Origin of the sequence: uncultured Pseudoflavonifractor sp. (assembly GCF_944387275.1) — a bacterium.
Classification (GTDB): domain Bacteria; phylum Bacillota; class Clostridia; order Oscillospirales; family Oscillospiraceae; genus Pseudoflavonifractor; species Pseudoflavonifractor intestinihominis.
This window is the reverse complement of sequence record NZ_CALXEG010000037.1, coordinates 1-12,033: the sequence shown is the minus strand read 5'-3', so window position 1 is coordinate 12,033 and position 12,033 is coordinate 1. Positions and strand designations below refer to the sequence as shown.

At 64.8% G+C, this 12,033-nt stretch carries 15 protein-coding genes and 1 pseudogene; 8 read left to right on the top strand and 8 right to left on the bottom strand.

Going from position 1 to position 12,033, the window contains the following annotated elements; genetic code table 11:
* The first annotated feature begins 125 nt into the window (after positions 1-125).
* Positions 126-743, top strand: coding sequence for a transcriptional repressor LexA (gene lexA / locus Q0K23_RS09745; protein WP_294521404.1), 618 nt, complete (start codon positions 126-128; stop codon positions 741-743).
* Between the two features lie 72 nt (positions 744-815).
* Here the strand turns inward: lexA and Q0K23_RS09740 are convergent, their stop codons facing one another.
* Positions 816-1,817 carry an esterase family protein gene (locus tag Q0K23_RS09740; protein WP_294521401.1) on the bottom strand — a complete coding sequence of 334 codons (1,002 nt, stop codon included), beginning with the start codon at positions 1,815-1,817 and terminating at the stop codon, positions 816-818.
* Positions 1,818-2,194: 377 nt separating this feature from the next.
* On the opposite strand from Q0K23_RS09740, the gene Q0K23_RS09735 reads away from it, so the two are divergent.
* Genes Q0K23_RS09735 through Q0K23_RS09715 form a run of 5 tightly spaced genes read left to right on the top strand, consistent with a single transcriptional unit; the run spans position 2,195 to position 4,569 of the window.
* Positions 2,195-2,671, top strand: a complete 477-nt coding sequence (locus Q0K23_RS09735) for a methylated-DNA--[protein]-cysteine S-methyltransferase (protein WP_367179057.1) — start codon at positions 2,195-2,197, stop codon at positions 2,669-2,671.
* A 3-nt stretch (positions 2,672-2,674) separates the two neighbouring features.
* Positions 2,675-2,899 carry a permease of phosphate ABC transporter gene (locus Q0K23_RS09730; RefSeq protein WP_294521395.1) on the top strand — a complete coding sequence of 75 codons (225 nt, stop codon included), beginning with the start codon at positions 2,675-2,677 and terminating at the stop codon, positions 2,897-2,899.
* 4 nt (positions 2,900-2,903) lie between these two features.
* Positions 2,904-3,116 (top strand): DUF6440 family protein, encoded by a 213-nt coding sequence (locus tag Q0K23_RS09725; protein ID WP_294521392.1) that lies wholly within the window; start codon positions 2,904-2,906, stop codon positions 3,114-3,116.
* Positions 3,113-3,865, top strand: a complete 753-nt coding sequence (locus Q0K23_RS09720) for an exodeoxyribonuclease III (RefSeq protein ID WP_294521389.1) — start codon at positions 3,113-3,115, stop codon at positions 3,863-3,865. Before Q0K23_RS09725 ends, Q0K23_RS09720 begins: the two co-directional genes overlap by 4 nt.
* A 32-nt stretch (positions 3,866-3,897) precedes the next feature.
* Positions 3,898-4,569: an MBL fold metallo-hydrolase gene (locus Q0K23_RS09715; RefSeq protein ID WP_294521386.1), complete on the top strand. Its 672-nt coding sequence runs from the start codon at positions 3,898-3,900 to the stop codon at positions 4,567-4,569.
* 96 nt (positions 4,570-4,665) lie between these two features.
* Here the strand turns inward: Q0K23_RS09715 and Q0K23_RS09710 are convergent, their stop codons facing one another.
* The 7 genes from Q0K23_RS09710 to Q0K23_RS09680 form a co-directional block, all read right to left on the bottom strand.
* Positions 4,666-5,487, bottom strand: coding sequence for an Mrp/NBP35 family ATP-binding protein (locus tag Q0K23_RS09710; protein WP_294521383.1), 822 nt, complete (start codon positions 5,485-5,487; stop codon positions 4,666-4,668).
* Positions 5,488-5,564: 77 nt separating this feature from the next.
* Positions 5,565-6,503, bottom strand: coding sequence for a uridine kinase (locus tag Q0K23_RS09705; RefSeq protein WP_294521381.1), 939 nt, complete (start codon positions 6,501-6,503; stop codon positions 5,565-5,567).
* A 2-nt stretch (positions 6,504-6,505) separates the two neighbouring features.
* A complete protein-coding gene (gene hemZ / locus Q0K23_RS09700) occupies positions 6,506-7,990 on the bottom strand; it encodes a coproporphyrinogen dehydrogenase HemZ (RefSeq protein ID WP_294521379.1) in 1,485 nt (494 codons plus the stop codon).
* Between the two features lie 28 nt (positions 7,991-8,018).
* Positions 8,019-8,624, bottom strand: a complete 606-nt coding sequence (locus tag Q0K23_RS09695; RefSeq protein ID WP_294521375.1) for an MBL fold metallo-hydrolase — start codon at positions 8,622-8,624, stop codon at positions 8,019-8,021.
* Positions 8,625-8,654: 30 nt separating this feature from the next.
* Positions 8,655-8,744, bottom strand: coding sequence for a D-aminoacyl-tRNA deacylase (locus tag Q0K23_RS09690; RefSeq protein ID WP_278244738.1), 90 nt, complete (start codon positions 8,742-8,744; stop codon positions 8,655-8,657).
* A 117-nt stretch (positions 8,745-8,861) separates the two neighbouring features.
* Complete coding sequence (gene dtd / locus Q0K23_RS09685) at positions 8,862-9,305, bottom strand: D-aminoacyl-tRNA deacylase (protein WP_294521372.1); 444 nt, start codon at positions 9,303-9,305, stop codon at positions 8,862-8,864.
* 29 nt (positions 9,306-9,334) lie between these two features.
* Positions 9,335-10,402, bottom strand: a complete 1,068-nt coding sequence (locus tag Q0K23_RS09680; protein WP_294521369.1) for an alanine racemase — start codon at positions 10,400-10,402, stop codon at positions 9,335-9,337.
* 218 nt (positions 10,403-10,620) lie between these two features.
* Here Q0K23_RS09680 and Q0K23_RS09675 point away from each other — a divergent pair, with 218 nt between their 5' ends.
* Both Q0K23_RS09675 and Q0K23_RS09670 read left to right on the top strand, forming a co-directional pair.
* Positions 10,621-11,256: a hypothetical protein gene (locus Q0K23_RS09675; RefSeq protein WP_294521366.1), complete on the top strand. Its 636-nt coding sequence runs from the start codon at positions 10,621-10,623 to the stop codon at positions 11,254-11,256.
* Between the two features lie 163 nt (positions 11,257-11,419).
* Positions 11,420-12,033: pseudogene (locus tag Q0K23_RS09670) on the top strand (tRNA (N6-isopentenyl adenosine(37)-C2)-methylthiotransferase MiaB); the annotation flags it as partial.

Genomic DNA, 12,033 nt, shown 5'->3' with positions numbered 1-12,033 from the left:
TTTGCGTTTTGCCTGAGCATGTGATATAATAGCGTACACCGAGACCGAGAGAAAACAAGGGCGTACAGTCCCCTTTATGGGGCCGCGCCCTCTGCCGCCGGCAGAGCAGACAAGGAGGGCTCGCAATGAGGGTACTCTCTCCCAAGCAGCAGCAGATCTACGACTATATCGTGTCTTTCCAGGCCGACCACGGCTACCCCCCCTCTGTCCGGGAGATCGGCGAGGCGGTGGGGCTCAAGTCCCCCTCCACGGTCCACTTCCACCTGAAGGGGCTGGAGGAGAAGGGGCTCATCATCAAGGCCGAGGGCAAGACCCGGGCCATCACGGTCAGCGGCTCCACCGGACGTGCCATCGCCGAGGAGGAGCACCCCAGCGCCAACCGGATACCCGTGGTGGGCAACGTGGCCGCCGGCTCCCCCATCCTGGCGGAGGAGTGCATCGAGGACTACCTGACCTTTGACACCGGCGGACTGGCCGGGGAGCACTTTGCCCTGAAGGTGCGGGGGGAGTCCATGCTGGGGGCGGGCATCCTGCCCGGGGACCTGGTGGTGGTCCACCGCCAGCCCGAGGCCCACAGCGGCGAGATCGTGGTGGCCCTCTTTGAGGACGAGGCCACGGTCAAGACTCTCCGCTGGAAGGACGGCCACCCCTGGCTTATGCCCGAGAACCCGGACTACCAGCCCATTGACGGCGCAGGGGCCGAGATTCTGGGCAAGGTGGTAGCGGTGGTGCGCAAATACTGAGCAGAACAGCAGACAGCCCCGCTGTCCGGATTACGGACAGCGGGGCTGCTTTTTTTGCGTGATATGGGCCGCTTACTCCTGGCCCTGAAGCACAGAGCCGGCGAACTGGAGGGCCTTGGTGGTGGCGGGCTCCCAGAAGGTCCAGGCGTGGACGCCGTCGGGCTCCACAGAGAGCTGGGCATCGGGGGCCACGGTGAGGAGCTGGTCATAGAAGTTCTGCACCTCGGAGATGTCCACGGTGGTGTCCGCGTCGCCGCTGATGACGTAGAAGGACACGGGGCTGTTCTTGGCGGTGTAGTCCTCCAGGTAGGAGGTGGGGTAGAAGGACTCCCACACGCTCTGGGAGAAGTTGGCGTCGCCCTCGGGGAACACGTGCCAGTTGTCGTACAGGTCGTTGCCCTCGGTGGGCTGGGCCCACACGGCGGGGGAGATCAGCAGGGCGGCGGAGAAGAGCTCGGGATACTTCAGGGCGAAGCGGGCCGCGCCGTAGCCGCCCATGGAGATGCCGCCGATGATCCGGCCCTCCTTGGAGGTGTCGGCCCGGTAGAGGGACTCAATGGTGGGGAACAGGTCGTTGATAAAGGCGGACTCCATGTCCAGGGCGGGGCCGTCGATGTAGTAGGAGTTGAAGCCGTCGGGGAACACCACAATGGCCTCGGGCATCTGGCCGCTCTCGATCAGGCTGTCCATGATCTCGGGGGTGGAGAACCGCTCCACCAGGTTGCGGTGGTTGCCGAAGGCACCGTGGAGCAGGTAGATGACCGGGTAGGTCTTGTCGGCGTTGGCGGGGTCGTCATAGCCGCGGGGCAGATAAATGGTGTAGTTCCAGTCCAGCTTCAGGGTCTCGGAGTAGAGGGTGGGGGCCAGGCAGTAGCTGGCGTACTCCTCTTCGGGCTCAGCGCTGGGGGTGGTGCTGGGGGTGGCGCTGGGGGTGGTGCTGGGCTGGACGGACTGAGTTACCGTGGTCGAGGGAGAGGGGCTGGTGGTGTCGGCGGAGGGCTGCTGGGTGCAGCCGGCGGTACCAACCATCAGAGCGGCGGCCAGCAAAAGAGCGGAGATCTTGTTGTATTTCATTCTATATTCTCCTTTTCCAGACGGACAGGTGGTTCGTTCCTTTCTTGCCAGCGCCCTCCCGATGGGCCCGCGTCCGGGGGCGGAGGCTGCGTGCTGCGGCAGATCGGGCGTCCCCGTCTGCTGCTCTTGTTTCAATATGCACCCGAAGTGGTGAAAAGTCAATTTCTAAAACTGAAACATTGGTCCATAATACGGCGAAACCGAAGCAAAAAATTATGCAGAGTGCATAAAGAAAATGGGGAATCTCTTCGGGGGAGAGCCTGGCCCCGGCGGGAGGTCCGTGGAAATTCCAGGGGGTGATTTACTGGGCCGGGATGGCTGTGGTATAATATGAGCCGGATATGCCGCGGTCCCGCGGCGGAGAGGAGTGTGAGCCATTGGATCTGATCCTGTTCGACACCCCTGTGGGCACCTTGGGGCTGGAAGAGGAGGACGGCGCCATTGTGCGGCTGCTGCTGCCGGGGGCGCCTGCACCCCGGATCGCCTGCCACGAGACGCCCCTGCTCTCCGAGGGAAAGCGGCAGGTGCTGGAGTATCTGGCCGGACAGCGGCGGGGCTTTGACCTGCCCTTGGCCCCGGTGGGCACGGAGTTTTACAGAGCCGTTTGGCATGCCCTGGAGGCCATCCCCTACGGGGAGACCAGGACCTACCGGGACATTGCGGAAGCGGTAGGGCGGCCCAGGGCCGTCCGGGCGGTGGGGCAGGCCAACCACCGCAACCCCATCCCCATCATCATCCCCTGCCACCGGGTGGTGGGGGCAAACGGCAGCCTGACCGGCTACGCCGGCGGGCTGGACCTGAAGGCACGCCTGCTCCGGCTGGAGGCCGGGACAGTGGAAGGAAAGGAGAACTGAGCCATGAAGAACCTGATCGCGGCGGGAAACCTGTACCTGAAGAAGATGGAACTGACTGATGTGGCCCTGCTCAAGCTGTGTGTGGGCGCCCTGGGGGTGCTCATCGGCCTGGGCGCCGCAAAAAAGCACAGGAAGGGCGCCGGTCTGCTGGCGGGGCTGGTGTTCTGCGTGACCTACGTGCCCCTGATGGGCCGGTTCCTCCGGGCCATTGTGGCCGGAGAGGACTGAGCATATGGCGAAAAAGGACAAGCGCTTCCAGGTGGTCCACCGAGAGGCCCCGGCGGGCGGCATGATGATGGAGACCGTCATTCTGGTGGACACTTTTACCGGCGTGCTCTATCTCCAGGTGGTCAACGGGTACGGCGGCGGTCTCACGCCCCTGCTGGACCGGGACGGCAGGCCGGTGATCTGGGACAGCGCGCAGCCTCTGGAGGATTTGGATTGAAACTGGTATCGTGGAACGTAAACGGCCTGCGGGCCTGCCTGGGCAAGGGCTTTCTGGAGTCCTTCGCCGCCCTGGACGCAGATGTGTTCTCCATCCAGGAGACCAAGATGCAGCCCGGCCAGGCGGAACTGGACCTGCCCGGCTACAGGCAGTACTGGAACAGCGCCGAGAAGAAGGGCTATTCGGGCACGGCAGTGTTCACCCGGCTGGAGCCCCTGAATGTGACCTACGGCATCGGCTCGGAGGAGCACGACCGGGAGGGCCGGGCCATCACCCTGGAGTTTGAGGACTTCTACCTGGTCAACTGCTACGTGCCCAATGCCCAGCGGGAGCTGACCCGGCTGGACTGGCGCATGGAGTGGGAGGACGCCCTGCGGGAATACCTGCTGGCGCTGGATAAGAAGAAGCCGGTGATCTACTGCGGGGATCTGAACGTGGCCCACCAGGAGATCGACCTGAAGAACGCCAAGTCCAACCGGGGCAACGCGGGCTTCACCGACGAGGAGCGCACCAAGATGACCCAGCTGCTGGAGGCCGGGTTTGTGGACTCCTTCCGCTACCTCTACCCGGACAGGACTGGGGCCTACTCCTGGTGGAGCTACATGTACCACGCCCGGGCCAACAACGCGGGGTGGCGCATCGACTACTTCATCGTCTCCCGGTCCATCGCGGACAGGATCAACGACAGCGTCATCCACCCGGAGATCATGGGCAGCGACCACTGCCCGGTGGAGCTGGATATTTTCTGACCGCCGGAACAGGGCGGAAATGGGGCGAAACCATGACAGAGACAAGAAAATTTGGGGAAAACTTTTATATTCTGGACGACGGCCGGGTGCGGCAGTTCCTCATCACCGGTCCGAAGGAGGCCCTGCTCATCGACACCGGCTTCCCGGACAGCGGCGTGTACCAGGCGGTGAAGGCAATCACGGACAAGCCGGTGAAGGTGGTCCTGACCCACGGGGACTGGGACCACACCGGCGGCCTGGGGCAGTTCCGGGAGTGCTGGCTCCACCCCAGGGACTGGCACCTGGTGGAGGGGGATGTGACCCTCCACCCCCTCCAGGATGGGGACGTGTTCACCTGCGGCGGGTACCGGCTGGAGGTCATGGAGATCCCCGGCCACACCTACGGCAGCGTGGCCTTTTTTGACCGGGAGAGGAAGCTGCTGCTGCCCGGGGACTCGGTGCAGAAGGGCGGCCCCATCTTCATGTTCGGCAGCCACCGGAATCTGGACCTGTATATTGAGAGCCTGCGGGAGCTGCGGGGCCTGTCCGGCCAGGTGGAGACCATCCTGCCCTGCCACCACCCCTGCCCCATCGACTTCAGCTATGTGGAGAAAAACCTGGAGGACGCGGTGGCCCTGAAAAAGGGCGCGCTGAAGGGCACCAAGCACCCCACCCTGCCCTGCGTGTCCTACCGGGGCCGGTGGACGGAGTTCTACTACGACTGACACAAAAAGAAAACGCGCGGCTGTGCACACAGCCGCGCGTTCGTTTTTTGTTGGAGCGGGGAATATTCCACAATACGCCCCGCCGGTGTGGAAAACTTACTGGTCCAGGGCCTCGGCCACGCCGGTCAGGTAGTTGGGCTCGAACTTCTCGATCTCGCCCTTGTCGCAGGCGGCGGCCACGGCGGGGTCGATGGGCAGGCGGGCCAGCACCTTCAGGCCCAGGTCCTGGGCCACCTGGTTGATGTGGCTCTCGCCGAAGACGGCGTGCTCCTTGCCGCAGTCGGGACACTTGTAGTAGCTGTAGTTCTCCACCAGGCCCAGCACGGGGATGTCCATCAGGCCGGCCATCTTCACCGCCTTGGTGACGATCATGCTCACCAGGTCCTGGGGGGAGGTGACCACGATGATGCCGTCCACGGGCAGGGACTGGAACACGGTCAGGGGCACGTCGCCGGTTCCGGGCGGCATATCCACGAACATGTAGTCCACGTCGCCCCAGACCACGTCGGTCCAGAACTGCTTGACCGTGCCCGCGATGACGGGGCCCCGCCACACGACGGGGTCGGTCTCGTGCTCCACCAGCAGGTTCAGGCTCATGACCTCGATGCCGGTCTCGGACACGGCGGGGTTGATGCCCAGGTCGGTGCCGGTGGCCCGCTCGTGGAGGTTGAAGGCGGTGGGGATGGAGGGGCCGGTGATGTCGGCGTCCAGAATGGCCACCTTCTTGCCCCGGCGGCGCATGGCCACCGCCAGGGAGGAGGTCACCAGGCTCTTGCCCACGCCGCCCTTGCCGCTGACCACGGCGATGACCTTGCCGATCTTAGACAGGGCGTTGGCGGGCGCCAGCAGGCTCTGGGGTGCGGTGCGCTCCCCGCAGTTCTCACCGCAGGAGGAGCAGTCGTGCGTACACTCAGACATTGGAAAATCCTTCCTTCATCTTAAAAATTTCATGGTTTTGGTTGGTCTATGAGAAAACAGCGGGAAAACGCTGCCGCTCAGCGGTACTTGTAGCTGCCGCCGCCGATGAACTCCCGCAGCAGGGAGTCCTTGGCCACCATGGACGGGTCCACCGCCTCAAAGGCGTCGAAAGCGTGGATCAGGTCCAGCAGCTCGGCCCGGCGCTGGTTCTCCGCCGGCACGGCCTGGAGCATGGGCAGGGCGTAGTGCTTCATGACGGGCACCTCGTAGCGCAGGGAGGAGTCGATGATCACGTCGGCCTTGCTCTTGAAGGGGGAGATGTACAGCTTCTCCCCCCGGCGGACGTTGGCCCACATGTCCAGGGTGGCGGCGATGTCGGTGCCCCGGAAGTTGTAGTCCCGGACGGCCCGGCGGGTCAGCCGCATCCAGGTGCCCTTGAACACCACCTTGTCCCCGTCGCACACGTTGCTGCGGGCGGAGATGTACAGCTTGGTGGCCTGGGGGTGGCGGCCGGCGATGTCGTCGTTGAGGGCGTGGATGCCCTCGAAGATGGCGATCTCGTTCTCCTTCAGCCGCAGGGGGGTGCCCCGGGCGTCGTTGCGCATCTGGCGGGCAAACTCGAACTTGGGGATGATGACCTCCTCCCCCCTGGCCAGCTTGGCGAAGGTGTCACCCAGCAGCTCCATGTCCAGGCACTTGGGGGACTCGTAGTCGATGTCCCCCTCCGGCGTCCTGGGGGCGGTGCGGGGGTTCATGGTCTTGAAGTAGTTGTCCATGGACACGGTGTGGGTGGAGATGCCCCGCTTTTCCAGCTCCTCCTCCAGCTTGAGGGCGGTGGTGGTCTTGCCCGAGCCGGAGGGCCCGGACAGCAGCACGATGGGGCTCACCTTGGCCCGCTTGGCGATGGTGTCGGCGGCGGAGACCACCCGGCGCTGGAAGTTCCGGTCGCACTCGGCCAGGAACTCGGCGGCGTCGGCGCGGATGCGTTCGTTGATTTCACGCAGGGAATATGCCATGGTTACCTCCTTGCGGCGGCGTAAAAGTCCGCCAGCTTCTCCTTGTCGGCGATAATATGGTCAATGGCGTTGATATATTCATATGGGTACTTGGGGTCGGAGATGCGCTCGATGCGCCCGGCGGTGCGGTCCACCAGCTTGGTGACGCCCCCGCCCCCCAGGGCCAGCACGGTGTGCAGCTCCTCCATCATGCAGATGTTGTAGAGGTTCTCAAACCCGGGCTTGGTCCAGCCCACGTTCTCAAAGGACCCGGACATGTACTTCTGCCGGTACAGGTAGTAGGGCATGTACCCGGCCCCCCGCAGGGTGGTCCAGGCGTAGTCCAGCATGGCGGCCACATCCTCCGCCGTGGGCAGGCTGCCCCCCTCGGTCATGAGCCGGGAGCCCTTTTTCAGGGCCAGGGTGTGGACGGTGATGTTGGCCGGGTCCATGGCCAGCACCTGGTCCAGGGAGGCGCGGAAGCCCTCCCGGCTGTCCTCGGGCAGGCCGGCGATCAGGTCCATGTTCACGCAGGGGATGCCGGAATTCTGCACCAGGTCATAGGCCCGGAGAATGTCCGCCGCCGTGTGGGAGCGGCCCATGGCCCTGAGCACCTTGTCGCTCATGGACTGGGGGTTCACCGACACCCGGTCGGCCCCGTTTCCCTTGAGCGCCGAGAGCTTTTCCGCCGTGATGGTGTCCGGCCGTCCGGCCTCCACGGTGTACTCGGTGCAGCGGGACAGGTCGATGTGGGCCCGGATGTGGCCCATCAGGGCGGCGAGCTGCTCCGCCGACAGGGTGGTGGGGGTGCCGCCGCCGATGTACACCGTGCGGACATACAGCCCCTGGCGTTTCAGCAGGTCCCCGGCGGCCTCCACCTCCCGGAACAGGGCCTCCAGATAGGGGGGCAGCAGCTTGAGGGCCTTGCCCACGTCGGCGGACACAAAGGAGCAGTAGGCGCAGCGGGTGGGACAGAAGGGGATGCCTACATAGAGGGAGATCTCGTCCTCCTTCAGACTGTCCAGGGCGGCCAGACTGGCCCTGGCGCAGTCCATGGCCAGACGGCGGCGCACCGGGGTCACGTGGTAGGTGTCTCGCAGCACCGCCTCGGCCTGGGCCGGGGTCTCACCCCGCAGCAGGGCCTTGGTGGGGATCTTCACCGGCCGCACGCCGGTGAGGGCGCCCCAGGGGGGCTCCTTGCCCAGCACCGCCACCGCCGCCCGGTAGAAGGACAGCTTCAACGCCTTCTGCAATGCCCGGTCCAGCTCCACCTGGCCGGTGAGCCCCGCGGTCTTCACCCGGCAGGAGCCCACGGCGGACTTGCCCTCCCAGGTGAGGGCGGTGCGGCCGGTGGCCCACTGCGCGCCCCGGAAGAGGGTGATGTGGGCCTGGTCCTCCCCCTCCCCCGCCGGTTCCTCCGGGTAGAGGGGCCGCTGGCCGGGAAAGAGGGTGAGCATGATCTGCTCGCAGGCGTATTTGTAGTCGTGGCCGGTGAGATAGAGTTTCATGGATGAGTCCCTTTCCGGCGGGAGAGGGTCACTGGCCCAGAGCCTCCCGCATGTAGTAGTTGCCCTTGCGCTCGGCCTCCAGGGTGGAGGGGGCGTCGTGGCCGGGGCAGACCTTGTAGTTCCCCGGCAGGGCGGCAAGCCGCTTCAGAGAGTCCATGATGGCGTCGTAGCTGCCGCCGGGCAGGTCGGTGCGGCCCATGGAGCCGCGGAACAGGGTGTCCCCGGTGAAGAGGACGTCCCCCGCCTTCAGGCACACGCCGCCGGGGGTGTGGCCGGGGGTGTGGACGACCTCCACCGTCAGGCCTCCCACCGCCACCGTGCTGCCGTCAGTATAGTCCGCGGTGGGGCCGGGGTCGGGGAAAAGGGAGCCGTCCCGGGCGGCCTTGTCCGCCGGGTGGAGATACACCGGCACGTCGGGCAGGGCCTTGCGCAGCTCGGGGAGAGCGCCCACGTGGTCGTAGTGGCCGTGGGTCAGGAAAATGGCGGAAACCGTCAGACCCAGGGCCTGCACGGCGGAGAGAATGCTAGCGGCGTCCCCGCCCGGGTCCACGATGGCGCCCATTTTGGTGGCGTCGTCGCCGAAGATATAACAGTTTGTGCCGATGGGCGGCACGGTCAGCTGCTTGAAAATCATGTTCAGCACCTCGCTTGCGTTAATGGGGTGTTACATATGGTCGGTGTCAAAGAGGATGGTGACAGGGCCGTCATTCTGCGAAAAAACCTGCATGTCAGCGCCGAATGTCCCACGGGTCAGGCCCCGTGGGAGCCCTGGATTGGACTCAAATCACCCGGAGTGAATCCGACCGATTTCAAGGTTTTCCTGCGGAAAACGCTTGACGCGCCAAAAAGGCGCGGGGGCGAATTCGGCGTGTTACATATGGTCGGTGTCAAAGAGGATGGTAACGGGGCCGTCGTTCTGCGAAAAAACCTGCATGTCAGCCCCGAATTCGCCGTGCTCCACCTGGAAGCCACGAGCGCGGCAGGCGTCCATAAAACCCTCGTACAGGGGGATGGCCACGTCGGGCCTGGCCGCGCCGGTGAAGCCAGGACGGCGGCTCTTGGTGTCGGCGTACAGGGTGAACTGGCTCACCACCAGCAGGCTGCCGCCCACGGTGGCCAGATTCAGGTTCATCTTGCCGTTCTCGTCCTCAAAGACCCGCAGGCCGCACACCTTGTCGGCCATCTTCTCGGCCTGGGACATGGTGTCCTCGGGGGCCACCCCCAGCAGCACCAGAAAGCCCTGGCCGATCTTTCCGTTTACCTTGCCCTCGATCTCCACCGAGGCGTTCTTCACTCTGGTCACGACTGCGCGCATGCCGTTAAAATCCTCTCTTTATCTGAAAATCAGCGGTACTCCCGGACAAAGCCCCGGGCGTACATGGGGTCGATGTCAAAGTGGACCAGGTCCCCGGCGGAGCACTTCATGTCGGTCACGTCCAGCAGGGTCTCCATGGCCCCGATGCGGCCGATGACCTTCACCTTCTGCCCGTCGATGCGGACGGTGATCCGCCTGCCCCGCAGCCACCGGCGGATGGCAGCCCAGAAGCCGGGGTCCCGCACCCGGGCCACGCCGAAGCCGTTCTGGTACCCCACCGGCAGCACACCCACCCGGGTGGGCCGCTTGAGGGTGACGGGCTGCTCGCTGCCCACGGTGTGGCCCGCCGGGAGCCAGCGGACCTCCTCCAGGGAGGCCTCGCCGTACCCCACCCGCTGGAGACCGTCCCCCTTGGTGCGGCGGCACCGGCCCAGCAGCACCGAGCCCGCCCGCACCGCGTCCAGCAGGGCGTCATCGTAGTGGAGCAGGGCGAAAGAGCCGGCAGCGTGGACCGTGCCCGTCTCAAATCCGGCGGAGCGGATGGCCTCCAGCAGGCTCTGGAAGGACTGGATCTGTGCGGCAGCATCCTTTCCGTCGGCCTTCACCGAGTGGAGCTGGGTGTAGATGCCGGAAATGGCCACGTTGGGCAGGTTGCGGTAGGCGGAGAGCACCTTTTCCGGCTCGGTGCACAGAAAGCCGCCGAAGCCCAGGCCGGTGTCCACCTGGATGTGGGCCTCGGCCACGGTGGAGCGGCTCTCGGCCAGGCCGTTGAGGGCCAGGCCCGCGTCGATGGAGCCCACGGTGCACACCGCGTTCACGTCCACCAGCTGCTCCAGCTCCTCCCGGTCGGCAGTGGAGCGGAGCATAAGAATCTCCTCGTCCACAAAGCCCGCCTTGCGCAGGGCGGCGGCGTCCGCCGGCTCGGACACGGCAAAGCGGCCGATGCCCTCGTCCCGCAGGAGCCTGGCCATGTCCACCAGCCCGGCGCCCCCCGCGTCCCCGGTGAGGGCGGCGTAGATGGCGGCGCGGCCCGCCCGGGCCTTGACCACGGCGATGTTCTGCTTGACTGCCTGTCTCTCTATAATCAGGGCTTTCATGGCTGCGCCGCCTTTCCGCAACGATATTCAGCTTATTATACCCCCTGAAACAGTTGCCCGTCAACGCCGGAGGGGCAGGACAGGGGCCCTGAATTGCCGGGAAAGGAAAAATAATAGACAAAAAAACAAAGTATGATAAAATAAAAATGGTAAGAAAGGAGAGAACGACTGCTGCGGCAGACCGGCCCGGCCCCGGAAACACAGTGAGGTGACGAAAAATGACACTCAATGCTTCCGCCCCTGGGATTGTCTACATCGCCATGGCCGCGGTGGTGGCCATCTGCATCGCCCTGCTCTACTTTCTGCTCCACAAGGGGGAGAAGAAAAAGCGGCTGATCTCCGCCGGGTGCATGGCCCTGTGTGCGGCCTATCTGGTCTGGTTCTACTTCCCCTACCGCTTCCCCGCCGACCCGGACAACGTTCAGCAGTTTGAGGTTACCAGCGAGCACGGCATCAGCTATGACCCGGCCTACGTCTGCGTGATGCTGGAGCCACAGGACGGCGGCTGGCTGGAGATTACGGAGGAGGAGGCCCGGGAGATTGTGGAGCTGAGCAACGGCCTGCTGTTCCGCCGGAGCATGTTCCATATTTCCGGGGACAGCGACCTGAACTTCCCGCCGGTGAGACCGGGCGTGTACAGCGCGCCGGAAAATGAGTTTATCGACCTGAGAATCTCCCGCTCCAACGGGCCGGATCTGGCCGTCACCTGCGCCCTGGGGGAGAAGGGCTTCGCCTACTACGGCGGCATCTACTGCATCGAGGACGCATACAGCCGGGTCTACGGCGCGGGGCCCCTGGTGGAGTATCTCCGGGACCTGGCCGTCCGGTACGGCATCCAGCCGCCCGAGTGGTGAGGGCAGAAATCCATGTGAAAGAAAAAATGGGGACCGCCTGCCCTACGGGCAGGCGGTCCCCATTTTTTCGCGCCCTGTGTAAAAAAACAGGGCGCATCCTTGTTTTTGAAGCGGGAAAATGCTATAATTCTATATTCAGACGTTATGATTTGGAGGAAGTACTGTGGAGCGAAAGACCACCCATATCCCCCCCGAGGACATCGCCCGCCAGCGGGCCTACTGCGGGGAGATCAAAGAGATCAATTCCCGCTTTTCCAAGGCCCCCCTGGCCTTTGTGGACACCTACGGCTGCCAGCAGAACGAGGCCGACTCGGAGCGCATCCGGGGCTACCTGAAGGAGATGGGCTACGGCTTCACCCAGGACGAGAAAGAGGCCGCCGTCATCGTCATCAACACCTGCGCCATCCGGGAGCACGCCGAGCAGCGGGTGCTGGGCAACGTGGGCGCCCTGGTGCACACCAAGCGGAGGAACCCCAACCAGATCATCTGCCTGTGCGGCTGCATGGCCCAGGAGCCCCACAACGTGTCCAAGATCCGCACCTCCTACCGGCATGTGGACATGGTCTTCGGCCCCCAGGCCCTGTGGCGGTTCCCCGAATTCCTCTACCGCATCCTCACCCGCCGGGGCCGCATCTTTGAGACCGCCGACGACCCCGGAAGCATCGCCGAGGGCATCCCGGTGGTGCGGCAGAACGGTGTGAAGGCCTGGGTGTCCATCATGTACGGGTGCAACAACTTCTGCTCCTACTGCATCGTGCCCTACGTCCGGGGCCGGGA

Coding starts and splice junctions, on each gene's coding strand:
- lexA (WP_294521404.1), top strand. CDS start 126: ATGAGGGTACTCTCTCCCAAGCAGCAGCAGATCTACGACTATATCGTG.
- Q0K23_RS09740 (WP_294521401.1), bottom strand. CDS start 1,817: ATGAAATACAACAAGATCTCCGCTCTTTTGCTGGCCGCCGCTCTGATG.
- Q0K23_RS09730 (WP_294521395.1), top strand. CDS start 2,675: ATGAAGAACCTGATCGCGGCGGGAAACCTGTACCTGAAGAAGATGGAA.
- Q0K23_RS09725 (WP_294521392.1), top strand. CDS start 2,904: ATGGCGAAAAAGGACAAGCGCTTCCAGGTGGTCCACCGAGAGGCCCCG.
- Q0K23_RS09715 (WP_294521386.1), top strand. CDS start 3,898: ATGACAGAGACAAGAAAATTTGGGGAAAACTTTTATATTCTGGACGAC.
- Q0K23_RS09710 (WP_294521383.1), bottom strand. CDS start 5,487: ATGTCTGAGTGTACGCACGACTGCTCCTCCTGCGGTGAGAACTGCGGG.
- Q0K23_RS09705 (WP_294521381.1), bottom strand. CDS start 6,503: ATGGCATATTCCCTGCGTGAAATCAACGAACGCATCCGCGCCGACGCC.
- hemZ (WP_294521379.1), bottom strand. CDS start 7,990: ATGAAACTCTATCTCACCGGCCACGACTACAAATACGCCTGCGAGCAG.
- Q0K23_RS09695 (WP_294521375.1), bottom strand. CDS start 8,624: ATGATTTTCAAGCAGCTGACCGTGCCGCCCATCGGCACAAACTGTTAT.
- dtd (WP_294521372.1), bottom strand. CDS start 9,305: ATGCGCGCAGTCGTGACCAGAGTGAAGAACGCCTCGGTGGAGATCGAG.
- Q0K23_RS09680 (WP_294521369.1), bottom strand. CDS start 10,402: ATGAAAGCCCTGATTATAGAGAGACAGGCAGTCAAGCAGAACATCGCC.
- Q0K23_RS09675 (WP_294521366.1), top strand. CDS start 10,621: ATGACACTCAATGCTTCCGCCCCTGGGATTGTCTACATCGCCATGGCC.